This is a genomic window from Burkholderia torrens (assembly GCF_984668525.1).
The window spans coordinates 945,520-968,285 of the sequence record NZ_OZ480211.1 but is presented as its reverse complement, the minus strand read 5'-3'; the positions used below and the strand labels follow the sequence as shown (position 1 = coordinate 968,285).

Sequence of the window (22,766 nt, the reverse complement as noted above, 5' to 3'; positions counted from 1 at the left end):
TGGGTATGGCGTGACTGCGAACGAGGGATACGTCCCGCTCATTCGGGCAACGTCTGGTGACGCGTTTCGACCGCGAACGGCAGGATCAGGATGCCGAGCCCGAACGCGGCCGCGGTCCATGCGACCGGCACACCGAGCGAGCCGTAGCCGTGAATCGCGGCGCCGAGCAGGAAGTTCACGCCCGCGCCGATGAAGCGGCCGACCGATGCATTGAACGCGAACGCGGTGGCGCGCACGCGCGTCGGGTACTGCTCGGGCAGCCACAGCGAGAAGATCGCGAAGTTGCCGCCGAAGAAGCCGAGGAATGCGAGCGACACCATGAACGCCGCGAGCCCGTTCGGCTGGTAGAACGCCCAGCCGAACGCGAACACGATCGATGCGGCCATCCCCGCGAAATACACGCCGAGCGCGGTGCGCCGGCCGAGCCGTTCCGACAGCCACGGCGCGACCAGGCAGCCGGCGATCGTCGCGCACGACAGGATCGCGGCGCCGATGGACGCAAGCCGCAGCGCGCCGACGTGGTCGATGCCCGCGCGCGCCGCCAGCGTGCTGACCGCGCTTGCCTCATAGACGGAGCCGGCCCACAGCCCGACGATCGCGACGCCGACGAGGCTCGCGCTCGTCAGCGTGCGGCGCAGGAACGCCGGCGCGAAGATCTCGCGCAGCGGATGCGCGCGCCGCGCGTCGGCCACGTCGCCGTCGCGCGCGTCGTGCCGGCGCCACTGCCCCGGCTCTTTCACGCGCATCACCGTGAACACCGCGAGCAGCGCGGGTGCAAGACCGCACAGGAACATCGCGCGCCAGCCGTAGGTCGCGCCGATCGTGTAGTTCAGGCAGGCGGCGATGAAGAAGCCGAAGTAGTAGCCCGTCTGCAGGTAGCCGGCGCCCATCTTGCGACGGTCTTCCGGCCAGCTCTCGGCGACGTAGGTGCCCGCAAGCGCCCACTCGCCGCCGACGCCGATCCCGGCGATCAGCCGGCACGCGGCCAGCGCCCAGACGTCGTGCACGAAGGCGGCCGCGCCGGTGAACACCGAGTAGATCAGGATGCTCGCGGCGAGCGTGCGTACGCGGCCGAAGCGGTCGGCGAGCGGTCCCCAGATGAACGACAGCCCCCAGCCGATCAGGAACAGCGCGAACAGGATCGAGCCGTACATCCCCAGGTTCGCTGGCGTCGCCGCGACGCCGGAGGCCGGCAGCAGCTCGGTCAGTGCGGGAATCAGCACGAGCGCGTAGATCACCGAATCCACGCCGTCGAGCACCCAGCCCGCATACACGGCCCAGAAGCCCTTCACCTGCTCGCGCGTGAGCGGCGTGCGCCGCGGCTTCGCGCCGGCCGCCGGCGCGTCGATCGCCTTGAACATCGTCGTCTCCTTGCCGGCGGGGCCGGCACGTTCGCCGCGTCCGGTCCGGGATGGCCGGCAGTCGGGCTCTTTTGTGAGACGAGTATAGAAACCCCATCGATCGCAGAAAAATATGATATTCATCTTGCTCGATCTGATTGCCTTATGGCTTGAATCGGCCTTGAATCGGGAGACGGCGTCGATGGACTTGAGACAGTTGCGCTATTTCGTGAAGGTCGTGGAATGCGGCAACGTCACGCATGCGAGCGAGGCGCTGCACGTCGCGCAGCCGGCGGTCAGCCAGCAGATGCGCAATCTCGAACGGGATCTCGGGATGCAGCTGCTCGAGCGGAGTGTGCGCGGCGTCGCGCCGACCGCCGCCGGCCGCACGCTGTACCAGCATGCGCTCGAACTGCTGCGCCAGGCCGACGGCACGCGCGAGCTGCTGCGCCGCGACGCCGACGCGCCGCAGGGCCGCGTGACGGTCGGAATGCCGTCGAGCACCGCGCGCATGCTCGCCATTCCGCTCGCCCGCTCGGTACGCGACCGCTATCCGGGCATCATGCTGGAGCTGATCGAGGCGCCGAGCGCCGATCTCGACACGCTACTCGAACGCGCTCGGCTCGATCTCGCGATCGTCGCCGATGCAGTCGACACGCGCGGCATCGCGATCCACCGGCTGCTGACCGAAACGCTGTACCTGATCACGTGGCCCGGATTCCAGGTGCCTGACGATCCCGTGCCGCTCGACGCGATCGCGCGGATGCCGCTCGTGCTGCCGAGCGCGCCGAACACGATCCGCAACCGCGTCGACTGGGCGATGCGCGAGGCCGGGCTGTCGTACGAGATCAGCTTCGAGGCGAGTTCGACCGGGCTGCTGTTCGCGGCCGTGATGGCGCAACTCGGCGTGACGATCCTGCCTTGGACGGCCGCGCACGTCGAGATCGAGGAACGCAAGCTCAAGCTGTCGACCGTCGCGCACCGGCTGTTCGCGCGCGACCTGTCGCTGTGCTGGCACGACACCGCGCTCGTCAGCAACGCGGTGCAGAAGGTGAAGACCGAGATCGTCCGGCTGTTCGATACGCTCGGGCAGCGGCCGGAATGGGCGGCCGGCAATGGCGATCGCGCGTGACCTGTGCAGCGCTTGCCTTGTGCTGCCCCCCCGCGCGTACTAAGCTCCTTTCACCTGGGTACCGCTGACACCTCCACTTCTCCTCGCCGCTCGGTATAAGCGTCGGGGGAAGAAGGCCGTTCGTGTCCCCGTTCCAGTCTGCCTGGCTTCTGCTCGGCATCAGTGTGCTCGCCGAAGTGCTCGGCTCCATCGGCCTGAAGTTTTCGGCCGGTTTTTCCCGCCCGCTGCCGTCCGCGGTCACGGTCGTCTGCTATGCATGCGCCGTGTGGCTGATGGCGCTCGCGACGAAGCGGCTCGAAATGGGGCTCGCGTATGCGAGCTGGGCTGCCGCCAGCACGGCGGCCACCGCCGTGATCGGTATCGTCTGCTTCGATGAATCGGTGTCGTCGCTGAAGCTCGCCGGCATCGCGCTGACCGTCTGCGCGCTCGTCGCGCTCAACCTCGGCGACATGACGGCACGGTGAGCAGCGTGCAGGAGCCTGGCCGGCCATTGACAACGCCCCCCGGCGCCCCTTAACGTTGCTCCCATCGTAACCATCACCGGTTCAGCTTAAGAGGTTGTCGGCCCGCTCGTGCTCGACACCTCTGCCTTCTTCGAAGGCCTGCTGCTTGGCGCCGGCTTGTTCACGTCGGTCGGCCCCAAGGACGCCTTCGTCATCAAGCGCTCGATCTCGAGCCCCCATCTGCTCTCCATCGCCCTTGTTTGCGCAGGCAGCGACGCGCTGCTGATCGCACTCGGCGCGCAAGGATTGTCGTCGCTGCTGTCGCGGCATCCCGGCGTGGTGTCGGCGTGGGCCGGTATCGCGTATCTCGCCGGTTATGGCTTGCTCGCGTTGCGCTCCGCGATCGTGAGACGACAGCCCGGGCATGCCGACGGCTCGCGCGCCGCCAGCGGCGAGCCCACGCGGTCGCGCACGGTGCTGGCAGCGGCCGCCGTTTCGCTGCTCAATCCGTATGCGTGGATCGATACGGTGCTGCTGATCGGCACCGTGATCGTGAGTCACACGCCGTCCGCACGCGCGCCGTTTGCGATCGGCGCGATGACTGCTTCGCTCGTCTGGTTCCTGATGCTCGCCTACGGCGCACGCGCGTGCCGCGCCTGGTTCGCTCGCACACTCGCGTGGCGAGTGCTCGACGGCTTCGTCGCGGTAATGATGCTCGGTTTCGCGATTCGATTCGCGATCGACGCGCTTTAGGCGTCAGCGGCCGGATACCGCGTGGAACGCGTCGCGCGCGTGGGTGTGCAGTTCGAAACCGATACCCGGTGCCTGCGGCACGCGTGCGTATCCTGCGTCGACGATTTCGCCATCGGCCAGCCCGCTGAACGGATGGAACGCGAACGGACTGACTTCCGCACCGCCAAGACCGAGCGCCGCGACGACGTGCAGCGAGAACAGGTGACCGCCATGCGGCCAGAATGCATCACGCCGCCAGCCGCGCGACACGAAGTGATCGACGATCTGCAGATAGCCCGGCAGTCCGTAGCAATGCACGGGATCGAACACGAGCACGTCGCGATCGTGGCGCAAACCGCCATAACGGTCGAGCAGCTTCGCTTCCGCGAGCGAGAACAACGCTTCGCCGGCCGCGATCGGCGGCGCATATCGCGTGGCGATGTCTGCCTGGAGCGGCAGGTCGAGCGGATCGCAGATGTCCTCGAACCACCAGAGATCGAATGGCGCAAGCTTTTCGGCGGCCGCGCGGGCGGACGTCGCGTCGTACGCGTTCATCGCGTCGACCGCGAGATGCGAACTGTCTGCAAGGTGTGCGGCAGCAGCTTCGATGCGGCGCCGGTCCTCGTCGAAATCCGCGCCACCGATCTTGATTTTCGCGTGCGTGTAGCCGAGATCGACGACGCGACGCATTTCGTCGGACAGGCGCGCGAGGTCGTCATGCGGATAACGGTAGCCGCCACCTGCGTACACGCGCACGCGTGGTGCTGCCGTGCGTTCGAGTCGGTCAGCGAGAAAGCGATCGAGCGGCAGGTCGGCAATTTTCGCGGCGGCGTCCCAGATCGCCATGTCGAGCGTGCCGACCGCGACGCATCGTTCACCGTGTCCGCCCGGCTTTTCGCCAGCCATCATCGCGCGCCATGCGCGGAACGGGTCGAGGTTCGTGCCGGTTTCGTCGGCGAGCGCGTCGGCCGCCGCCAGCAGACGCGGCGCGAACCGTTCGCGGATCAGGCCGCCCTGCGCGAAACGGCCGATCGACGCGTAGCCGTAGCCCGTCACCGGACGGCCGTCACGCATGACGTCGGTCACGACCACGACGACGCTCGTCGTCAGGCCGCCCGATGGAATCGCCGGATCGGCATAGCGGGAGACGGGAATCGCGTGCTCGTGGATCGCGGTGATGCGCATGGTCGGGGTTCCGGGAATACGTTCGGCGTTCGCGGGCCATGCACGCATGGCAACCGGCGCGACTGGCGGATCGCCGCATCATAGGCGCTTGCGCGATGTCTTGCAGGCACCCGGCGCGATCGCGCGGGATAGAGGAACCAGCCGAGCGTGCGGCCACGCTCCGCGAGCGGCTTCCGAACCGGAACGAATTTTATTGAGCCGGAATCCCCGTTTGCCCTCCCGGCTCCGTGAACCGGGAGGTATCGGGCGACAGCCTTATACGTGGATCGAACCGACCGGCCCGCTCAGGCGAAGACGAAGTACTTGCGCACCGTCTCGACCACTTCCCACGTCCCTTTCATACCGGGCTCGATCACGAACACGTCACCGGCTTTCAGGTGCACCGATTCCTCGCCTTCCGGCGTGATGATGCAGTAGCCGTCGAGGAAGTGGCAGTACTCCCACTTCTCGTAATTCACCTCGAACTTGCCCGGCGTGCAGATCCAGGTACCCATGATCTTGCTGCCGTCCTTGGAAAGGTACGCGTTGAGGTTCACGGTATGCGGATCGCCGCCAATGCGCTTCCACTTGGTCGCGTCAAGGACGGGCGTCGGGCAGGTTTCGCGCAAAACGGTGATGAAATCGGACATGTCGGCTCCAGACTAACGATCGTAAAAGAGGCCTGTCACGTTAGTTCGAAAGCGTTGCCGGGACTTGTATGCGTCCGACACCGACTCGTCTATTTTCGACACGGGGTTGCGTGCAGGCGCACGGACAGAGGGGTACGCGAAGCCGTTTGCCGGCGGCCAAAAACGCTTCACTTGCAACATTGCCTCCAAACCCTGTAGAATCGCGCGTTCTGAGGGCGTCGTATAATGGCCATTACCTCAGCTTCCCAAGCCCCGGCGCGTTAGTAAGCACCACTATTCATGCGCGTTCTATCGTCGGGATTTCTCCCGACTCCACGTAGCTCCACTGTTCATGCGGAGTTCACGGCGATGCCAGTTTTCACCCCAGCATCAATCAAGCGAAAGCTGCTGACCTAGCAGGAAATGCCGCGCCACTTACGTAGCGCGGCCCCGGCTTAAAACAGCGTCAGTTGATTAGGGCACGAACGCCAATGCTGGCGCACCTGCTCCGTGCGGCCAAAGCGAAATCGCGTGTATTGCCGCACAAATACACTCTTGGGGTTGGATGCCAAGGGCATGTCAATCCTCACAGTGAAGATTCGAAGGCAATAGTTGCCCACAACCCCTTGAGCGTATAAACTCAAGCCGTCTGCCAAGACAGGTTGTAGGTGGTAGAGGGGTGCCTTCACCACCTTGCCAGAAGGCCCTCACGACGCGCCAACGTCGTGAGGGCTTTTATTTCCTAGCCCTCAGCCTCCCCATCATCGGTGAGCTGCAAATCGATGTACGCCTTCAACCGGGCCTTATCCGCCTCAAAGAAGGGAATAGGAATCTCCAGCCACGCCTGGCGGTTCTTTGGTAGTCGGACCGGTATGCGAACCATTTCTTCGCTTGTCTCGCGCACCAAAGATTGACGACGCACCTCGACCTGATCGGACAATGCGTCCCGACTATCTACCTGCTGCTGAGGTGTTTGCGCGTAATCCACGTCGACAGCCACGACAGCATCCGATTGCTCTTCATCCCCGCCGTCAACTGCAGCCGGCGATGATTCGTAATACCCAACGAAGCCAACAGACTCCCGAAACAGGGCAACAACGTTGTCAGCCGTTCCCGAAGAAAACCCCTTCTGGATCAAGTCGAATTTAATCGTGGCATCCGACGGTAAGCGGGCCTCGTACTTCTCCAGCAGTTCCGCGAATATCGGGGGCGTCGTCAGCATCTTGATCAGCAGATCACGCTTGATGCTTGCACTGGGAGCAAAATGATAGGACTCGAAGTCTTTACTGACGGCCAGATACCCTTCCTTTGGCCGCTCGACCAGCCCGTAATACCTCAGCGAGGCGAGCGCCTGAGCTGCACGACCGTTCTTCGAGTCCTTGTAACCCAGCCCTTGGGCCACAACGTCGACCGAGGTGGCATGCCGCCCCTCCTTCTCGTACAGCTTCACCGTCCGCTCGAGAGCGTCAGTAAGCGGCATCGATGGCGCGCGCGGGCTTTTTTTCCGAACAACAGTGTCCATCGAGGCACTCTCAGAAAGTTACACGGACCCGATTTTACACACGGCACAGGAAAACGCAAGATTTTCGTCGCACCACAAACCCAACAAACAGACTCACCAAGAGAATGCATCGACGAAAGCGAAGAGACAATATCGAAAAATCAATGCTAACAAACTGTTTTTATTGATATTTTAAAAACCCAAAAAGACCCGACGGCAACCGAAGATAGACTCATCACGGGAATCAATGGCGTGATCCGGGCTTTCCCGGTCTCTCCAGGTTGACTCGCAGAGCCCCCTCCGGCAACTCGCCTCCAAGCGCGGCCCACACCGCTCCGTCCGCAATAGGTTGATCACTGCCGTTCCACGATTGCATCCAACCAAGCGATCCGACTCAGAATTTGACCGCAAAACAAAAGGCTCCCGCAGGAGCCTTTCATAGAACGATACGATCCAGCAGAGAAAATCACTTCTTGCCCATTGGCTCGTGCTTGTCCTTGATCATCTGGTAGTAGGTGCTTGCACCGGCCTTCGTCAGTTTCATCTCGGCGATGAACTTCTCGATGATATCCTTCCGGGTCACATCCTTGACGGTCCGCATCCGCTTGTAGATTTCGGTTGCCATTTCCATCTTCATCGGCGCGGTCGCCGTCGCCTGTGCCGCATTCGCTGCGGTATTGTTCCCCGTCGAGTTCGAGGCCGCGTCCTGCTTCTGGTCAACAACAATCGGCTTGCCAGCTTTCTCGTCCTTGCCCGTTGCACCTTGCTTCTGATCGACCATGATCGCACTCCGTTCGTTGAAAGTTGCGTTCAGGGTCCAGCAGACTACCTTCCAGGGCAACGGCGAGCAAGCAACCACGACCGATACGACGGCGACCAGCCTGAAATACGAGCAGCAGTGACAGTTTTCACGTCACTCTTCCCCGCCTCGTCTCTATCCCCTTGATCTAACAGGGATTTCCGAGCCAGATCATCAGCTTTCCTAGATTCTGCCGTAGGGCCATCCCTGACAACCCCGTGTTCTGGTCGTCGCAGACCGCCTGCATATATCGGAGAGGAAACATCTCAATTCATCAGAAGAAAATGCTCTTTTAAACGATTTCTCTTATTTTTAGAAAGTTTTATATAGAGGAGAGACAGAGAGAACTTTCTGAAAAACAATGAAATCGTTGAATTGTTTAATGCTTGTTGCGTCCACGCAACAAGCAAGGGCAAGGATGAACGAAGCCGCAAGCGGGAGGGGTACCGGATGCAGAACATCTCCCATGTCTTAGTTCTCATGGGACGGGACTGGATACCCGGCCTCCCACCGGCAAAGAACGTTGGAGTGAGGGTCACTGAGCAGATAGAAACGCTCATCTGCGAACTGGAAGGCCGCCGCGAATCGGCGAGGGCTACCGAAGCAGCTACGGTCGCCAAGCTTCGCAAGACGCTGAAGCAACGCCCTGCAGAAAACAACACGCCTAAAAGGACCACATCGACCACGACCAGCGTCGTACGGGATCCGCAGGTCAAAGCATGGGTGCTGGAGCGAGCAAATGGGACATGCGAAGCTTGCGACCAACCGGCTCCGTTTATCGGCGCAGACGGCTTCCCATTTCTGGAGGTCCATCATCTCCGCAGACTTGCGGACGACGGATCGGATACGCCAACGAATGCGGTCGCCGTTTGCCCGAACGGCCATCGACGGCTCCACTTCTCGGAAAATGCTCGTGCATACCGAGAAACGCTCGATGAAAAGGTCGCTGAGCTGGTGCGCGAGTAGAATCTCAGGAATTGGGTCGGCGACCGCCGTACGCCGCCCACATCGATTCAATGAACCCCGCATCCACCTCGCCGGCCTCGAACCCCGGGACATCTTCGAGAAGGATCAGCAAACTTTCGGTGAAATCTACTCGCGAGAGATCGTCGCCGAAAACTTCGCGAACTGCCTCAGCCAGATCGCGAATCTGGTCGATGGTCAGAGGCGGGAAATCATTATGGTGTCGGATGTCGTCCATGCGACGACTATCCTGTGATGTCACCGGGAGCGCAACAGAGCCGATCTGTCCGGCATATAGCGACGCAACATCTAGGTCCGCTTGATTACGGAACGTGACCGGCTCGTTTAAAGCCACCTCGCAACTCAATCCGTTAATCGACGACGAGTGCACACTGTATTTTTCAGCACTACTTGGCACCTCCATCGAATAGTTGCGGCACCTTATTTAGTCTAGTTTTAAACCATGAGTAGCTATTCATGAATTCATCCTTGTCAATGGACGACACAGGTTTTGCATGCGCTTCATATCGCCGCGCAATATTTATTGTGTCCATATTCATTTCGAATCGATCAAGTTTTTTATCAAAAATAGGGCCAAGATCCTCCCAATTGCTTGCGAATAATGGCTTAAGATCCGAAAGAAAAAGCTCATGTATTGCCTCCTGCGGACGGCGTCCAACAAATAGCTGCCCTTGGTCTTGCCTCCCTCCCCTTTGCCTCAACCCCTTCACAATTCGCTCGGAAATTAACTTATCATCGAACCCGAATTTGAATCCCAGAACCATTATTAAATATTTTCTTAACGCGACCTCAACCTCAGTTCGCCTTTCGAACAACAGCGACAAGTCGGCAAGATTCGGCTCTTCTGGAAGGACCTCCATTGGCAGATCGCCACGCTTAAACGGCGATATCACCTTTTTGTACGAAGCTCCATATTCATTCAAAAACACATGAAGATCTTTGATCGCAAAAGCGCCGCTATCACCATGCACAAGTCCGTATTTTACGAACTGAACGACAGTCTCCGGATTTTCATGAATATATGACAGAACAAATTCCGTATCCCCTTCTGCCAGGATTAGCAATAACTCATACTCTTCTGGATACCACCAAACCAATGACAACAATATATCCTTGATCGGCTGCATCAACCGATTTCGAATCTGAGGAGCCACATTATCAAAGTCGCTGCAACCGACTTGGACTCGCTTGTCAACTGGAACCTGTCCCTTTGACCGAGCCACCTCGCTACACGCCAGCCTTGTCAAATATGGATGTCCACCATACACTGCCTTAAGAAAATCGTAACAATCCTCATCAAATACGAATCCAGAATATTTTCCGATCGCACGAACCATATCTCGAACGCTGACCTTCGCCATTGGCTCAAGATAATACGGCACGGCGAGCTGAAATATCGGATTTTGAATTTGAGAAAAATGCGATTGCTCCACGCTTGAAGGATTTACACCCGCCGCAACAAAGCAGAACTTTCCTGAGGTTTCCTGCGCAGTTGCTCGAATGGTCTGCCAAAATGGAAGAAAATCTTCGTCCCAGTGTGCGCCAAGCGCATTACTAATCCCCGGCGTGATAAACTCGATCTCATCGAACAGAAGACAGATCTGCTCCGCACCACTCACAGCGAGGATATTTTTAACAAGCCGACTAAAACTGTTAGCGGCATTTTCTTTGTCGTAAAAACCATGATCTTTGATCTTCTTCGAAAACCGTTGTTCTGTCGCATCGGCCAACCGACGCGCGATTTCCTGCAATAACTGCCACCACCGCGATCCGTACAAACCCGGCCCTTGACAATCCATATACTCAGTCAAGACCGCTTTATCGAGGAGGCGTCTTTGCAAAGCAAACAACACCGATGTTTTTCCGGTTTTTCTCAGTCCAAAGATACCAGAATTTTCACCGCGCGTAATAATCCTCTGCACCACCTCCTGAACAAGAGGATCGCGACCGTAGAAATATTTGTCATGCCTAATTGGTGACGACATTCCAAATAGATCGAACGCACCGATACGCTCCGCCAAACGGGATCGCAAGAAAAACGAGCCTCTCTGTTTGTCGCGAAGCTCACTCCCCTGTATCGGGATAACAATCCAATCAGCAGTCCCCTTAATCAAATCAGACGTAGTTTCCCCATCCCCTTCATGGATTATTATCGCAATAACTTTATCGATTCTATGCTTAAAATCCGGAGACGCAGATATATTTTCTAAGTTAGTAAGAGTTCGAGCATCGGTTTTGTGGTGAGGAGAATATAGAACAACTATTTCTTTTTGCAATCCAAATCGCTCAGCCACAGCCCTCTTAGGCTCCAAAAGCCAAACAAATTGACCGCCATATTGATTCCCAAAGGTGACATCGAACGCCTCGTCCAATGCCTCTGCCAATTTGGCTTGATCCGAATGTGCCGAAAAAAAACGAGTGTACGCGTCGGGCTTGATACTCATTATATGTCCACATGTCTATGATCAACTTCAGCGTTGCGTAAACTACCCGCGCTTCTATTCTAGCGGCAATATTTCCACGCGGAGAGAAATTGGATCAGATCAGCTGAAATCCATTCCTGCCGTGGCGTCATTCGGTTCAATCCCCTGCAAGGTGGCGAACTCTCCTTCAAGTTGGTCATTTGGATGCGATGCCACCGCCGCCTCAGAAGCCATGCCAGTTTCGATGCCACCGCCCGAAATCACGCGCTTGCCATCGTCACCCAAACCCTTGTAGAATAGATAGTTCTGCGGGCGTCGTATAATGGCCATTACCTCAGCTTCCCAAGCTGATGACGTGGGTTCGATTCCCATCGCCCGCTCCACTTCCGGCTGCATGACAGCCTGCGCATGAGCCGCCTCGCCGAAGGCGGCTTTTTTGTACCATGTGTCGGTTCTCGACATACCGCTGCGCAACGGGCCCTCGCCCGCAACCGAGCCTTTCTCTGTCACCGATGATGCACGACGATCCGAACGAAGCCGGCCTGCCGCCGCACGACGACGCCATTCCCGACGAAGCCGCCGAAGGCGCCGACGCAGTCAACCCGCTGCACCACCGCCGCATCCGCAGTTTCGTGACACGTGCCGGCCGCGTGTCGACCGGCCAGCGCCGCGCGCTCGACGAATTCGGCCCGCGCTTCGTCGTCTCGTATGCGCCGCAGCTGCCCGACTGGAACGCGATCTTCGGCCGTAGCGCGCCGCGCATTCTCGAGATCGGTTTCGGGATGGGCGCGTCGACCGCGGAAATCGCCGCGCACCGCCCGGGCGACGACTTCCTCGGCGTCGAGGTGCACGAGCCGGGCGTCGGCGCGCTGCTGAAGCTGATCGGCGAGCAGGATCTGCCGAACATCCGCATCATCCAGCACGACGCGGTCGAAGTGCTCGAGCACATGATCGCGCCGGAAAGCCTCGACGGCGTGCACATCTTCTTCCCCGATCCATGGCACAAGGCGCGTCATCACAAGCGCCGGCTGATCCAGCCGCCGCTCGTCGCGCATCTCGCGTCGCGCCTGAAGCCCGGCGCGTACCTGCACTGCGCGACCGACTGGCAGAACTACGCGGAGCAGATGCTCGAAGTGCTCGGCGCGGAGCCGACGCTCGAGAACACGGCCGCCGACTACGCACCGCGCCCCGACTACCGCCCGGTGACGAAGTTCGAACGGCGCGGGCTGCGGCTCGGCCACGGCGTGTGGGACCTGGTGTTCCGCAAGCGCGCAGGCTGAACGCCCCACCCCGCGCAGAATAAAAAAGCCCGACCGGCCTCTCGCGCCGGTCGGGCTTTTTTTATTGGGCCGGCGCACCGGCCCGTTGTCGGCATCAAGCCCAGTTCAGCCAGCCGCTGTAACCGACCAGCAGCACGAACAGCCCGAACGCGATCCGGTACCACGCGAACACCGTGAAATCGTGCGTCGCGACGTAGCGCAGCAGCCAACGCACGCACACGAACGCGCTGACGAACGCCGCGACGAGCCCGAGCGCGAACAGGCCGAGCGAATCGACGGTGAACGCCTGCCAGTCCTTCACGGTTTCGTAGAGCGTCGCGCCGAAGATGATCGGAATCGCGAGAAAGAACGAGAATTCGGTGGCCACGCGCCGGTCGAGACCGAACAGCATCCCGCCGATGATCGTCGAGCCCGAACGCGACATGCCCGGCACCAGCGCGAAGCACTGCGCGATGCCGACCTTCAACGCGTCGAGCGGCGTCAGCGCATCGACCGACACCACGCGCGGCGGCTCGCTGCGTTCGCGCTGCCGCGCCTCGGCCCACAGGATGATCGCACCGCCCACGACGAGTGCGAGCGCGACGGGCACCGGCGAGAACAGCACGGCCTTGATCTTCTTCTCGAACAGGAGGCCGAGCGCGATCGCGGGAATCGTCGCGATCACGACGTTCAGCGTGAAGCGCCGCGCGTCGGGCCGGCTCGGCAGCCCCGACACGATGGACGCGATCCGTTGCCGGTATTCCCAGCAGACCGCGAGGATTGCGCCGAACTGGATCACGACGTCGAAGGTCTTCGCGTGCGAATCGTTGAAATTCAGGAAGCTGCCCGCGACGATCAGGTGACCGGTGCTCGACACCGGCAGGAATTCCGTCAGCCCCTCGACGACGCCGAGGATCAATGCCTTGCAGATCAGGATCCAGTCCATCCGTGGCCCAACTCCGAAATGGTCGAAAGAAAGGGCCACTCTTCCACGCGCGGCCCGCCCGGCCACGCGCGGTCCGTCGTCACTTTTCGACGATCGCCACGCGTATGCCGTTTGTAAGAATCGTAATTGTACCGGGTTCGTAGTTCACCCCGGCAAATTGCAGCTGTTCGGGCTTGAACGTGTAGATCGGATAATTGGTCAGCAACTGCGTCGCGAGCAGGCCGGCGGCCGCGCCGACCTGCTGCGCATACATCTGCGCGTCGCCGTCGAGCACGAGGCTGTCGACGGCCGGCGCCCTCAGCACGACCGAGCGGCTCGGCGCGTCGTACGCGAGCTGGCCCGACACGGTGAACTTGCCGCTGACGGGCGCGCGCAGGAACGGGCTCGCGAACTGCGCGTCGAGCTGCACGGCGACGCGGTTCTGGTCGGGCAGCAGGTTGACGGCCGGATTCGCGAGCGACACGTCCACGACCTGCGCGACCGTCTTCTGGTAAGGGAACTTGCGCCCGACGGCCTTCTGCACGTCGCCGCGCGAGAACGTGTAGTGGTCGGGGATGAACGGGAACGTCGACGCGCAGGCAGCGAGCGAGACGCACACGCCGACGGCGCCGATGGATGCGGCAAGGAAACGGCGCCGGCCGGGCGCGCGGGATGCAGTCATGCTGAACTCTCTCCTGTAGGCGACGGCTGCGTCGCGGCCTCGAGGCGCGTGAGCCATGCGAGCGCGTCGTCGCGCGACGCGCCGCACATGTCGGCGGACGGCTGCAGCCCGGAACAGCATGCGGGGCGCTCGGGCCGGCCGAAGATCATGCAGCGCAGGTCGTCGCCGAGCTGCACGCAGCGCACGCCGGCCGGCTTGCCGCCGGGCATGCCCGGAATCGGGCTGGAAATCGACGGCGCGATGCAGCACGCGCCGCAGCCCTCGCGGCACGCATGCGGCGGCGAGACCTCGGCGGGCGCCGGGCGGACAGGCAATTCGACGGACACTCGGCTCTCTCTGCAAACAACAAAAAACGGTGCGGCAACCGGACGCGGCGTCCGGCAGCCCCACCCTGCATTGTGCCATCGGCGGCTGCGACGTTATTACACAATGCAGCCGAATCGCGCGTTTATATACTCGAAAGCATCTAAAAAGCGCGAGACCGTCATGCATTCTGGTTCTGCCGACATAATGTTCCGTCCCGATTTGCTCGCGAAATACGGCGCGAACGGGCCGCGCTATACGTCATACCCCACCGCGCTGCAGTTTCGCGACGATTTCGACCCGGCCGACTACGTGCGCGCGGCCAGCGACCCCGGCGCGTCGTCGAGCGAGCTGTCGCTGTACTTTCACATCCCGTTCTGCAACACCGCGTGCTTCTACTGCGGCTGCAACAAGATCGCGACCAACAACCGCCGCCGCGCCCGTCCCTATCTCGACCAGCTCAAGCGCGAGATGGCGCTGCAGGCGGTGCTGTTCGATCCGTCGCGCCCCGTCACGCAGCTGCACTGGGGCGGCGGCACGCCGACCTTCCTGTCCGACGACGAGACGGCCGAGCTGATGGCGGCCACCCGCGAGCACTTCGCGCTCGCACCGGACGCCGACGCCGAGTTCTCGATCGAGATCGACCCGCGCACGGTCACGCCCGAGACGCTCGTGCACCTGCGCACGATCGGCTTCAACCGGCTGAGCCTCGGCGTGCAGGACTTCGATCCGGTCGTGCAGCAGGCGATCAATCGCATCCAGCCGCTCGCGATGACGGCCGACCTGCTCGGCGCCGCGCGCGCGACAGGCTTTCATTCAGTGAGCGTCGACCTGATCTACGGGCTGCCGCACCAGACCGTCGCCGTGTTCGCGCGCACGCTCGAGACGATCATCGAGCTCGCGCCCGATCGCCTGTCGGTGTTCGGCTACGCGCACATGCCGCACCTGTTCAAGATGCAGCGGCAGATCGACGACGCGACGCTGCCGCCGCCTGAAACGCGCATTGCGCTGCTGGGCCTCGCGATCGACATGCTGACGTCGGCCGGCTACGTATACATCGGGATGGACCACTTCGCGCGGCCGTCCGACGAACTCGTGCGCGCGCAGCGCAACGGCACGCTGCAGCGCAATTTCCAGGGCTACAGCACGCGCGCGGATACCGATCTCGTCGGCTTCGGCGCGTCGTCGATCGGCAAGGTCGGCGACGTCTATGCGCAGAACGCGAAGGACCTGCCCACGTACGGCGCCGCGCTCGACGCAGGCCGGCTGCCGATCGCGCGCGGCGTGCGGCTCACGCCCGACGACCGGCTGCGCCGCGACGTGATCACGCAACTGATGTGCAATCTCGACCTGCCGTTCTCGCATGTCGAGGCCGCGCACGGCATCCGCTTCGCCGATCATTTCGCACGCGAGCTCGACGCGCTGCGCCCGCTCGAACGCGACGGGCTGCTGACGATCGCGCGCGACCGCCTGACGATCCATCCGGCCGGCCGGATGATCGTGCGCAACGTCGCGATGGCGTTCGACGCGTACCTGGGCCGAACGCCGCAGCAACGCTACTCGCGCACCGTCTGACGCCCGCGCCGGCCGCAAGCGGGCGGCCGGTTTGATACAGTGTGGGGCTTACGCTCCGCCAGAACCCGCACGATGCGCACCACCAAAGCGACCCACGCGGTCGAACGCCTGAAGACCCGCTCCGGCAACCCGCAATTCGCGGCCGTCGCGATGGCGGGCGGCCTGTTCTATCTCGTCGACCGTTCCGGCGGCACCGCCGAAAAGCGCTGCGAGCCGCTGCCGCTCGACGAATTCGTCAAGTTCGTCGACGAATTCGGCCCCAAAAAGCCGCGCAAGGCGAGCAAGCTCGACCTCGCATTCGAGGCGCAGATCAAGAAGAGCAAGGGGTAAAGGTCTGTTGCAGGCCGCCTGAAGGCTTCGCGGCCGCCCCGTTTGGTACAATCACGAAGTTTCTCTATCCCCGCTGATGGCCGACCAGGCTGCGTGACCACACCATGAATATCGAAAACGCGCGTTTCAACATGATCGAACAGCAGATCCGTCCGTGGGACGTGCTGGATCTGGACGTCCTGGGCCTACTGTCGATCGTCAAGCGTGAAAACTACGTTCAGGCCGAATACCGCGATCTCGCGTTCGCCGACCTCGAACTGCCGCTGCCGGGTGGCGGCAAGATGCTGTTCCCGCGCGTCGAAGCGCGCGTGCTGCAGGAGCTGACGGTCAAGAAGCACGAGAACGTGCTCGTGATCGGCGCGGGTTCGGGCTACCTGGCCGCACTGTTCGCGCATCGCGCCCAGCACGTGACGGCCGTCGAGATCGATCCGACCAACGCCAAGTTCGCGGAAGACAACCTGCGCAACGACGGCGTGACCAACGCGGAAGTCGTGCTCGGCGATGGTTCGCGCGGCTGGGCCGGCAAGGCGCCGTATGACGTGATCTGCGTCGCGGGCGGCCTGCCCGTCGTGCCGCAGGAAATGCTCGAACAGCTGAAGGTCGGCGGCCGCCTCGCGGCATTCGTCGGCGGCCGTCCGGTGATGAAGGCGCAGATCATCACGCGCATCGACGACAAGCAGTACCGCGTCGCCGACGTGTTCGAGACGTACATCGACCACCTCGTCAACGCGATCGAACCGTCGCGCTTCAAGTTCTGAGCGGCGGAGCCTCCATGCAGATCCTGACGCCCGCGATGCTCGCGGAATGGCTCGGCGATGCAACGCGCCCCGCGCCGGTCGTACTCGACGTGCGCGAGCCGTGGGAAATCGCAACCGCGCAGATTGCCGGCAGCGTATCGATTCCGATGCAGCAGATTCCCGCGCGCAGCGAAGAGCTCGACGATGAAACGGAAATCGTCTGCGTGTGCCATCACGGGATGCGCAGCGCGCAGGTCGCGATGTTCCTCGAATCGCGCGGCTTCACGAAGCTGTACAACCTGCAAGGCGGAATCGACGCGTGGTCGCGCGACGTCGATCCGTCCGTGCCGCGTTACTGACCCGTCCGGCGGCGCATCGCGCGCCGCCGCGCCGACCGGCACACTGCCGCCGGCCGCACTGACCCGCCGAACGGGCACGCATCGCGTGCCCGTTTCTCATTTCCGCCCCGCTTCGGTTCCTTCCGCACGCCGCCGGTGACGCGCAACGGCGCCGCGCCCCGACCGTGCACCATTTACGCCCGCACGCCTGCACCGCAACGGACCGCGCGTGCTGCACGACGCATCATCCGCACCACCCCGACGCCCGGGAACGCCCCGCACCGGCACGACCGGCGTGCATTCGCGCGACTGGCACATGCCTTGCGTTACACGATGGCAGGCGCCGCCACGGCGCACGCACATCCAACACGACAAGGGGATACCGATGAAACGTCGCAGTCTGTTGAAGTTCGGTTCGATGGCCGGCGCGCTCGCACTGGCGGGCAAGAGCCCGTTCGCGCACGCGGCCGATGCGGGCACCGGCCCGATCAAGGTCGGCATCCTGCACTCGCTGTCGGGCACGATGGCGATCTCGGAGACGTCGCTGAAGGACACCGCGCTGATGACGATCGCCGACATCAACAAGAGCGGCGGCGTGATGGGCCGCAAGCTCGAGCCCGTGGTGGTGGATCCCGCGTCGAACTGGCCGCTGTTCGCCGAAAAGGCGCGCCAGCTGCTCACGCAGGACAAGGTTGCCTGCGTGTTCGGCTGCTGGACGTCGGTATCGCGCAAGTCCGTGCTGCCGGTGTTCGAGGAACTCAACGGGCTGCTCTACTACCCGGTGCAGTATGAAGGCGAGGAAATGTCGCGCAACGTGTTCTACACGGGCGCCGCGCCGAACCAGCAGGCGATCCCGGCCGTCGAGTACCTGATGAGCGCGGAAGGCGGCGGCGCGAAGCGCTTCTTCCTGCTCGGCACCGACTACGTGTACCCGCGCACGACCAACAAGATCCTGCGCGCCTTCCTGAAATCGAAGGGCGTGAAGGACGCCGATATTCAGGAGGTCTACACGCCGTTCGGCCACAGCGATTACCAGACCATCGTCGCGAACATCAAGACGTTCTCGCAGGGCGGCAAGACGACCGTGATCTCGACGATCAACGGCGATTCGAACGTGCCGTTCTACAAGGAACTCGGCAACCAGGGGATCAAGGCGACCGACGTGCCGGTCGTCGCGTTCTCGGTCGGCGAGGAAGAGCTGCGCGGGATCGACACGAAGCCGCTCGTCGGCCACCTGGCTGCGTGGAACTACTTCATGTCGGTGAAGAACCCGACCAACACGAAGTTCAAGGACCAGTTCGCTTCGTGGGTGAAGGCGAACAACCTGCCGGGCGGCACGAAGCGCGTGACCAACGACCCGATGGAAGCGACCTACGTCGGCATCCACATGTGGAAGCAGGCCGTCGAGAAGGCGAAGAGCACCGATGTCGACAAGGTGCGCGTGGCGATGATCGGCCAGACGGTTGCCGGGCCGTCGGGCTTCACGCTCACGATGGACGGCAACCATCACCTGCACAAGCCGGTGATGATCGGCGAGATCCGCGGCGACGGGCAGTTCAACGTCGTGTGGAAGACGAAGACCGCCGTGCGGGCGCAGCCGTGGAGCCCGTTCATTGCCGGCAACCAGGGCAAGCCGGACATCGTCACGTCGATCCCGGCCTTCCTGCGCCGGCAGCGCACGGCGCTGGCCTGACGCGATGCAGGGGCGCGCGCACCGGCGCGATGCCCCTCGCTCGCCTGCACCGATGCGCGGGCCCGCCCATCGGTGCATGAATCCGTCTCCTCACGCCGACAGGATTTCCCGATGCCTACATGCTTTCGCCGAGCCGTCCGCGCGATCGTCGCGTGCGCCGCCCTCGCGGGCCTGCTGCCGCACGCCGCATTCGCGCTGACGGCGGCCGATACCGCCGCGCTCGCCGGCGACGACTTCGACGCGAAGACCGCCGCGATCGAGCGCCTCGCCGCCGATGCCGATCCGCGCGCCGTCGCGGTGCTCAACGCGCTGTCGAGCGGCGACGCGCTCGCAACCGGCGACGGCCGCCTGCTGCTCCAGGCCGGCGACACCGCGCACGACGCGCTCACGCAGGCCGCGACGCCGGCCGGCGATGCGCAGCCCGTGATGCTGAACAACCTGCTGCGCACGAAGATCGCGGGCGCGCTGTCGGGTCTCGCGCTGGCATCGCCCGACGTCGCCGCGCGACGCGACGCGATCGATGCGCTGCTGAAAGCGCCCGATCCGGCGCTCAAGCCGATGATCGACCGTGCGCGCGCGAAGGAAACCGATCCCGCGCTGAAGCGCCGCCTCGACGCCCTGTGGGCGATCGCCGCGCTGCACGACGCCGATCCGGCGAAGCGCCTCGAAGCCGTGCAGGTGGTGGCCGCGCGCCGCGATCTCGACATGATCGAGCAGTTACGCCCGCTCGTCGCGAAGAATGCCGACGGCAGCTACGCGGAACCCGACGCGCGCGTGCGCGACGCCGCGCAGCAAGGACTCGACGCGCTGCATACGCTGCAGCGCCGCGGCGAAATCGTCGGCACCTTGTTCGCGGGCCTGTCGCTCGGCAGCGTGCTGCTGCTCGCCGCGCTCGGCCTGGCGATCACGTACGGGCTGATCGGCGTGATCAACATGGCACACGGTGAATTCCTGATGATCGGTGCGTACGCAACCTATGTGGTGCAGACGCTGATCCAGCGCTACGCGCCCGGCGCATTCGACTGGTATCCGCTCGTCGCCGTGCCCGTGTCGTTCGCGGCGGCCGCGCTCGTCGGCATCGTGCTCGAACGGCTCGTGCTGCGGCACCTGTACGGCCGCCCGCTCGAAACGCTGCTCGCGACGTTCGGCGTGAGCCTGATCCTGATCCAGGCGACGCGCATGCTGTTCGGTGCGCAGAACGTGCAGGTGGTGAACCCGTCATGGATGAGCGGCGGTGTGACGGTGATGCAGAACCTGATCCTGCCGTACAACCGGCTCGCGATCCTCGCGTTCGCGCTCGCGGTGGTGTTCGTCGCGTGGGCCGTGCTGACGAAGACGCGGCTCGGCCTGTTCGTGCGTGCCGTCACGCAGAACCGCCGGATGGCCGCGTGCGTTGGCGTGAAGACCGCCCGCGTCGACGCGTATGCGTTCGCGTTCGGCGCGGGCATCGCGGGCCTCGGCGGCTGCGCGCTGTCGCAGATCGGCAACGTGGGCCCCGACCTCGGCCAGAACTACATCATCGATTCGTTCATGGCAGTCGTGCTCGGCGGCGTCGGGCAGATCGCCGGCACCGTGCTCGGCGGCTTCGGGCTCGGCCTCGCGAGCAAGGCGATCGAACCGTTCTGGGGCGCGGTGCTCGCGAAGATCGCGGTGCTCGTGATGATCGTGCTGTTCATCCAGAAACGCCCGCAGGGCATGTTCGCCCCGAAGGGCCGCAGCGCGGAGGCTTGACGTGACTTCATTCACCGATTCGGTGTCGAACCCGGTCGCCGATGCACCGAAGCCCGCCGCCGCCGCACGTGCAGCCGACGGCTTCGCGCTCGGCCTGCCGCCGCGCCCCGCGCTGCTGTCGCGCCGCGCATGGCTCGCGCTCGTCGCGTTGTGCATCGCGATCGGCATCGGCGTGCCGCTCGCCGCGCTCGTCGCGCCCGAAGCGAGCGCGTTCCATCTGTCCGCGTACGCGATGACGCTCGCCGGCAAGCTGATGTGCTACGCGATCGCCGCGCTCGCACTCGATCTCGTGTGGGGCTACTGCGGGATCCTGAGCCTCGGCCACGGGCTGTTCTTCGCGCTCGGCGGCTATGCGATCGGCATGTACCTGATGCGCGAGATCGGCCGCGACGGCAAGTACGGCAGCGACCTGCCCGACTTCATGGTGTTTCTCGACTGGCACCAGTTGCCGTGGTACTGGAGCGGCACGCAGCATCTCGCGTGGGCGCTCGCGCTCGTCGTGCTCGTGCCGGCCGTGCTCGCGTGGGTGTTCGGTTTCTTCACGTTCCGCTCGCGCGTGAAGGGCGTGTACCTGTCGATCATCACGCAGGCCATGACGTTCGCCGCGATGCTGCTGTTCTATCGCAACGAGACGGGCTTCGGCGGCAACAACGGCTTCACCGATTTCAAGCGCATCGCGGGTTTCGCGATCACGTCGCCCGGTACGCGCACGGTGCTGTTGCTGCTGACGTTCGCGACGCTCGTGCTGTCGTTCATCGCCGCGCGCGCGATCGTCACGAGCAAACTCGGGCGCGTCGTCACCGCGGTGCGCGACGGCGAGACGCGGCTGATGTTCCTCGGCTACAGTCCGCTCGCGTACAAGCTGTTCGTGTGGACCGTGTCGGCCGTACTGTGCGGCATCGCCGGCGCGCTGTACGTGCCGCAGGTCGGCATCATCAATCCCGGCGAGATGTCGCCCGGCAACTCGATCGAAATGGCGATCTGGGTCGCGGTGGGCGGACGCGGCACGCTGATCGGGCCGATCGTCGGCGCATTCGCGGTGAACGGCGCGAAGAGTTTCTTCACCGCGTACTTCGCCGAATACTGGCTGTTCTTCCTCGGCCTGATCTTCGTGCTCGTGCCGCTCTTGCTGCCGCGCGGGATCATGGGCCTCGTCGAAACCCTGATCGCGAAGGGGAAACGCGCATGAACGGAACGGCCCTGTACCAGTTCACGCCACCGCCCGAGGACGAACTGCTCGCCGTCAGCGGCACCGCATCGATGGGCCGCGTGGTGCCGCAAGGCATCGACACGTCGCACGGCACGATCCTCTATCTCGAGGATATCGAGGTGAGCTTCGACGGCTTTCGCGCGCTGAAGAAGCTGTCGCTCGCGATCGACGCGGGTGAGCTGCGCTGCGTGATCGGCCCGAACGGCGCGGGCAAGACGACGATGATGGATGTCATCACCGGCAAGACGCGGCCCGATGCGGGCAAGGTGTTTCTCGGCCAGACCATCGACCTCGCGCGGATGAACGAACCCGAAATCGCGCGTGCAGGCATCGGCCGCAAGTTCCAGAAGCCGACCGTGTTCGAACAGCATCCGGTGTGGGAAAACCTCGAACTCGCGATGCAGACCGACAAGGGCTGGCTCGCGTCGCTGCGCGCGCGGCTCGACCGCACCGCGCAGGGAAAGATCGAGGAGACGCTCGCGCTGATCGGCCTCGAAAGCCAAGCGTATCGCGCGGCCGGCGAGCTGTCGCACGGGCAGAAGCAGCGGCTCGAGATCGGCATGCTGCTGATGCAGCGCCCGGCTCTGCTACTGCTCGACGAGCCGGCGGCCGGGATGACCGACCACGAGACGATGGAGCTCGCCGAGCTGCTGAACACGCTGCGCGGCACCTGCTCGATGATGGTCGTCGAGCACGACATGGAATTCGTCGCGGCGCTCGCGGGCGACACGGGCCGCGTGACGGTGATGGCCGAAGGCGCGGTGCTCGCGCAGGGCACGCTCGACCAGGTCAAGCGCGACGACGCGGTGATCGAGTCTTATCTCGGACGATGATGC

General features: G+C 63.1%; 25 protein-coding genes and 1 tRNA gene. 15 read left to right on the top strand and 11 right to left on the bottom strand.

Annotation, left to right across the window (positions count from 1 at the left end; all coding sequences use genetic code 11):
• Positions 1–38: 38 nt before the first annotated feature.
• Positions 39–1,361, bottom strand: a complete 1,323-nt coding sequence (locus AC5LXX_RS04425) for an MFS transporter (RefSeq protein ID WP_493410610.1) — start codon at positions 1,359–1,361, stop codon at positions 39–41.
• A 181-nt stretch (positions 1,362–1,542) separates the two neighbouring features.
• Here AC5LXX_RS04425 and AC5LXX_RS04420 point away from each other — a divergent pair, with 181 nt between their 5' ends.
• The 3 genes from AC5LXX_RS04420 (at position 1,543) to AC5LXX_RS04410 (ending at position 3,668) form a co-directional block, all read left to right on the top strand.
• Positions 1,543–2,472, top strand: coding sequence for a LysR substrate-binding domain-containing protein (locus tag AC5LXX_RS04420; protein WP_493410609.1), 930 nt, complete (start codon positions 1,543–1,545; stop codon positions 2,470–2,472).
• Between the two features lie 122 nt (positions 2,473–2,594).
• Positions 2,595–2,936, top strand: coding sequence for a DMT family transporter (locus tag AC5LXX_RS04415; protein ID WP_493410608.1), 342 nt, complete (start codon positions 2,595–2,597; stop codon positions 2,934–2,936).
• A gap of 108 nt (positions 2,937–3,044) precedes the next feature.
• Positions 3,045–3,668: a LysE/ArgO family amino acid transporter gene (locus AC5LXX_RS04410; RefSeq protein ID WP_493410607.1), complete on the top strand. Its 624-nt coding sequence runs from the start codon at positions 3,045–3,047 to the stop codon at positions 3,666–3,668.
• Between the two features lie 3 nt (positions 3,669–3,671).
• Here the strand turns inward: AC5LXX_RS04410 and AC5LXX_RS04405 are convergent, their stop codons facing one another.
• The 4 genes from AC5LXX_RS04405 to AC5LXX_RS04390 form a co-directional block, all read right to left on the bottom strand.
• Positions 3,672–4,832, bottom strand: coding sequence for an enolase C-terminal domain-like protein (locus AC5LXX_RS04405; protein WP_493410606.1), 1,161 nt, complete (start codon positions 4,830–4,832; stop codon positions 3,672–3,674).
• A gap of 284 nt (positions 4,833–5,116) precedes the next feature.
• The gene (locus AC5LXX_RS04400) at positions 5,117–5,461 is read right to left on the bottom strand and encodes a cupin domain-containing protein (RefSeq protein ID WP_027788152.1); all 345 of its coding nucleotides are present in this window, start codon (positions 5,459–5,461) and stop codon (positions 5,117–5,119) included.
• Between the two features lie 721 nt (positions 5,462–6,182).
• Entirely contained in the window at positions 6,183–6,962 is a 780-nt protein-coding gene (locus AC5LXX_RS04395) for a hypothetical protein (RefSeq protein ID WP_493410605.1), read from the bottom strand.
• 445 nt (positions 6,963–7,407) lie between these two features.
• Positions 7,408–7,722, bottom strand: coding sequence for a hypothetical protein (locus AC5LXX_RS04390; RefSeq protein WP_493410604.1), 315 nt, complete (start codon positions 7,720–7,722; stop codon positions 7,408–7,410).
• On the opposite strand from AC5LXX_RS04390, the gene AC5LXX_RS04385 reads away from it, so the two are divergent.
• Entirely contained in the window at positions 7,721–7,843 is a 123-nt protein-coding gene (locus tag AC5LXX_RS04385; RefSeq protein WP_493410603.1) for a hypothetical protein, read from the top strand. The two genes, AC5LXX_RS04390 and AC5LXX_RS04385, sit on opposite strands and share 2 nt — an antisense overlap.
• Before the next feature lie 347 nt (positions 7,844–8,190).
• Positions 8,191–8,706, top strand: coding sequence for an HNH endonuclease (locus AC5LXX_RS04380; RefSeq protein ID WP_493410602.1), 516 nt, complete (start codon positions 8,191–8,193; stop codon positions 8,704–8,706).
• Positions 8,707–8,710: 4 nt separating this feature from the next.
• Here the strand turns inward: AC5LXX_RS04380 and AC5LXX_RS04375 are convergent, their stop codons facing one another.
• From AC5LXX_RS04375 to AC5LXX_RS04365, 3 genes are all read right to left on the bottom strand, one after another.
• On the bottom strand, positions 8,711–8,941 hold the full coding sequence (locus AC5LXX_RS04375) for a hypothetical protein (protein ID WP_493410601.1): 231 nt from the start codon (positions 8,939–8,941) through the stop codon (positions 8,711–8,713).
• 169 nt (positions 8,942–9,110) lie between these two features.
• Positions 9,111–11,168, bottom strand: coding sequence for an ATP-binding protein (locus tag AC5LXX_RS04370; protein ID WP_493410600.1), 2,058 nt, complete (start codon positions 11,166–11,168; stop codon positions 9,111–9,113).
• A gap of 99 nt (positions 11,169–11,267) precedes the next feature.
• Positions 11,268–11,477 (bottom strand): hypothetical protein, encoded by a 210-nt coding sequence (locus AC5LXX_RS04365; protein WP_493410599.1) that lies wholly within the window; start codon positions 11,475–11,477, stop codon positions 11,268–11,270.
• Between AC5LXX_RS04365 and AC5LXX_RS04360 the strand changes: the two genes are divergently transcribed.
• Together AC5LXX_RS04360 and trmB are read left to right on the top strand one after the other, a co-directional pair.
• A tRNA-Gly gene (locus AC5LXX_RS04360) sits at positions 11,456–11,530 on the top strand. The two genes, AC5LXX_RS04365 and AC5LXX_RS04360, sit on opposite strands and share 22 nt — an antisense overlap.
• Positions 11,531–11,659: 129 nt before the next feature.
• A complete protein-coding gene (trmB, locus tag AC5LXX_RS04355; protein WP_493410598.1) occupies positions 11,660–12,427 on the top strand; it encodes a tRNA (guanosine(46)-N7)-methyltransferase TrmB in 768 nt (255 codons plus the stop codon).
• 94 nt (positions 12,428–12,521) lie between these two features.
• Here the strand turns inward: trmB and AC5LXX_RS04350 are convergent, their stop codons facing one another.
• The 3 genes from AC5LXX_RS04350 to AC5LXX_RS04340 all read right to left on the bottom strand — a co-directional run bounded on the left by AC5LXX_RS04350 (position 12,522) and on the right by AC5LXX_RS04340 (position 14,339).
• On the bottom strand, positions 12,522–13,352 hold the full coding sequence (locus AC5LXX_RS04350; RefSeq protein ID WP_493410597.1) for an undecaprenyl-diphosphate phosphatase: 831 nt from the start codon (positions 13,350–13,352) through the stop codon (positions 12,522–12,524).
• Positions 13,353–13,431: 79 nt separating this feature from the next.
• Complete coding sequence (locus tag AC5LXX_RS04345; RefSeq protein WP_493410596.1) at positions 13,432–14,013, bottom strand: DUF1439 domain-containing protein; 582 nt, start codon at positions 14,011–14,013, stop codon at positions 13,432–13,434.
• Positions 14,010–14,339, bottom strand: coding sequence for a YkgJ family cysteine cluster protein (locus AC5LXX_RS04340; protein ID WP_493410595.1), 330 nt, complete (start codon positions 14,337–14,339; stop codon positions 14,010–14,012). The genes AC5LXX_RS04345 and AC5LXX_RS04340 overlap by 4 nt, the downstream gene beginning before the upstream one ends.
• 160 nt (positions 14,340–14,499) lie before the next feature.
• Here AC5LXX_RS04340 and hemN point away from each other — a divergent pair, with 160 nt between their 5' ends.
• The 8 genes from hemN (at position 14,500) to urtD (ending at position 22,763) form a co-directional block, all read left to right on the top strand.
• Positions 14,500–15,891 (top strand): oxygen-independent coproporphyrinogen III oxidase, encoded by a 1,392-nt coding sequence (gene hemN / locus AC5LXX_RS04335; RefSeq protein WP_493410594.1) that lies wholly within the window; start codon positions 14,500–14,502, stop codon positions 15,889–15,891.
• A gap of 72 nt (positions 15,892–15,963) precedes the next feature.
• The gene (locus tag AC5LXX_RS04330; RefSeq protein ID WP_006488573.1) at positions 15,964–16,221 is read left to right on the top strand and encodes a hypothetical protein; all 258 of its coding nucleotides are present in this window, start codon (positions 15,964–15,966) and stop codon (positions 16,219–16,221) included.
• A gap of 104 nt (positions 16,222–16,325) precedes the next feature.
• On the top strand, positions 16,326–16,979 hold the full coding sequence (locus AC5LXX_RS04325; RefSeq protein WP_039367744.1) for a protein-L-isoaspartate O-methyltransferase family protein: 654 nt from the start codon (positions 16,326–16,328) through the stop codon (positions 16,977–16,979).
• A 14-nt stretch (positions 16,980–16,993) separates the two neighbouring features.
• Positions 16,994–17,317 (top strand): rhodanese-like domain-containing protein, encoded by a 324-nt coding sequence (locus AC5LXX_RS04320; protein WP_176049381.1) that lies wholly within the window; start codon positions 16,994–16,996, stop codon positions 17,315–17,317.
• A gap of 364 nt (positions 17,318–17,681) precedes the next feature.
• Positions 17,682–18,989, top strand: coding sequence for an urea ABC transporter substrate-binding protein (urtA, locus tag AC5LXX_RS04315; RefSeq protein ID WP_493410593.1), 1,308 nt, complete (start codon positions 17,682–17,684; stop codon positions 18,987–18,989).
• Positions 18,990–19,100: 111 nt separating this feature from the next.
• Positions 19,101–20,720 (top strand): urea ABC transporter permease subunit UrtB, encoded by a 1,620-nt coding sequence (gene urtB, locus AC5LXX_RS04310; protein ID WP_493410592.1) that lies wholly within the window; start codon positions 19,101–19,103, stop codon positions 20,718–20,720.
• Position 20,721: 1 nt separating this feature from the next.
• On the top strand, positions 20,722–21,909 hold the full coding sequence (urtC, locus tag AC5LXX_RS04305) for an urea ABC transporter permease subunit UrtC (RefSeq protein WP_493410591.1): 1,188 nt from the start codon (positions 20,722–20,724) through the stop codon (positions 21,907–21,909).
• Entirely contained in the window at positions 21,906–22,763 is an 858-nt protein-coding gene (gene urtD / locus AC5LXX_RS04300; protein ID WP_493410590.1) for an urea ABC transporter ATP-binding protein UrtD, read from the top strand. The genes urtC and urtD overlap by 4 nt, the downstream gene beginning before the upstream one ends.
• Positions 22,764–22,766 lie beyond the last annotated feature (3 nt).

What these genes read in the sequence shown, in the direction of transcription:
- AC5LXX_RS04425 (WP_493410610.1), bottom strand. Translation starts at nt 1,361, where the DNA reads ATGTTCAAGGCGATCGACGCGCCGGCGGCCGGCGCGAAGCCGCGGCGC.
- AC5LXX_RS04420 (WP_493410609.1), top strand. Translation starts at nt 1,543, where the DNA reads ATGGACTTGAGACAGTTGCGCTATTTCGTGAAGGTCGTGGAATGCGGC.
- AC5LXX_RS04405 (WP_493410606.1), bottom strand. Translation starts at nt 4,832, where the DNA reads ATGCGCATCACCGCGATCCACGAGCACGCGATTCCCGTCTCCCGCTAT.
- AC5LXX_RS04400 (WP_027788152.1), bottom strand. Translation starts at nt 5,461, where the DNA reads ATGTCCGATTTCATCACCGTTTTGCGCGAAACCTGCCCGACGCCCGTC.
- AC5LXX_RS04395 (WP_493410605.1), bottom strand. Translation starts at nt 6,962, where the DNA reads ATGGACACTGTTGTTCGGAAAAAAAGCCCGCGCGCGCCATCGATGCCG.
- AC5LXX_RS04385 (WP_493410603.1), top strand. Translation starts at nt 7,721, where the DNA reads ATGATCGCACTCCGTTCGTTGAAAGTTGCGTTCAGGGTCCAGCAGACT.
- AC5LXX_RS04390 (WP_493410604.1), bottom strand. Translation starts at nt 7,722, where the DNA reads ATGGTCGATCAGAAGCAAGGTGCAACGGGCAAGGACGAGAAAGCTGGC.
- AC5LXX_RS04380 (WP_493410602.1), top strand. Translation starts at nt 8,191, where the DNA reads ATGCAGAACATCTCCCATGTCTTAGTTCTCATGGGACGGGACTGGATA.
- AC5LXX_RS04375 (WP_493410601.1), bottom strand. Translation starts at nt 8,941, where the DNA reads ATGGACGACATCCGACACCATAATGATTTCCCGCCTCTGACCATCGAC.
- AC5LXX_RS04370 (WP_493410600.1), bottom strand. Translation starts at nt 11,168, where the DNA reads ATGAGTATCAAGCCCGACGCGTACACTCGTTTTTTTTCGGCACATTCG.
- AC5LXX_RS04365 (WP_493410599.1), bottom strand. Translation starts at nt 11,477, where the DNA reads ATGGCCATTATACGACGCCCGCAGAACTATCTATTCTACAAGGGTTTG.
- trmB (WP_493410598.1), top strand. Translation starts at nt 11,660, where the DNA reads ATGATGCACGACGATCCGAACGAAGCCGGCCTGCCGCCGCACGACGAC.
- AC5LXX_RS04350 (WP_493410597.1), bottom strand. Translation starts at nt 13,352, where the DNA reads ATGGACTGGATCCTGATCTGCAAGGCATTGATCCTCGGCGTCGTCGAG.
- AC5LXX_RS04345 (WP_493410596.1), bottom strand. Translation starts at nt 14,013, where the DNA reads ATGACTGCATCCCGCGCGCCCGGCCGGCGCCGTTTCCTTGCCGCATCC.
- hemN (WP_493410594.1), top strand. Translation starts at nt 14,500, where the DNA reads ATGCATTCTGGTTCTGCCGACATAATGTTCCGTCCCGATTTGCTCGCG.
- AC5LXX_RS04330 (WP_006488573.1), top strand. Translation starts at nt 15,964, where the DNA reads ATGCGCACCACCAAAGCGACCCACGCGGTCGAACGCCTGAAGACCCGC.
- AC5LXX_RS04325 (WP_039367744.1), top strand. Translation starts at nt 16,326, where the DNA reads ATGAATATCGAAAACGCGCGTTTCAACATGATCGAACAGCAGATCCGT.
- AC5LXX_RS04320 (WP_176049381.1), top strand. Translation starts at nt 16,994, where the DNA reads ATGCAGATCCTGACGCCCGCGATGCTCGCGGAATGGCTCGGCGATGCA.
- urtA (WP_493410593.1), top strand. Translation starts at nt 17,682, where the DNA reads ATGAAACGTCGCAGTCTGTTGAAGTTCGGTTCGATGGCCGGCGCGCTC.
- urtB (WP_493410592.1), top strand. Translation starts at nt 19,101, where the DNA reads ATGCCTACATGCTTTCGCCGAGCCGTCCGCGCGATCGTCGCGTGCGCC.
- urtD (WP_493410590.1), top strand. Translation starts at nt 21,906, where the DNA reads ATGAACGGAACGGCCCTGTACCAGTTCACGCCACCGCCCGAGGACGAA.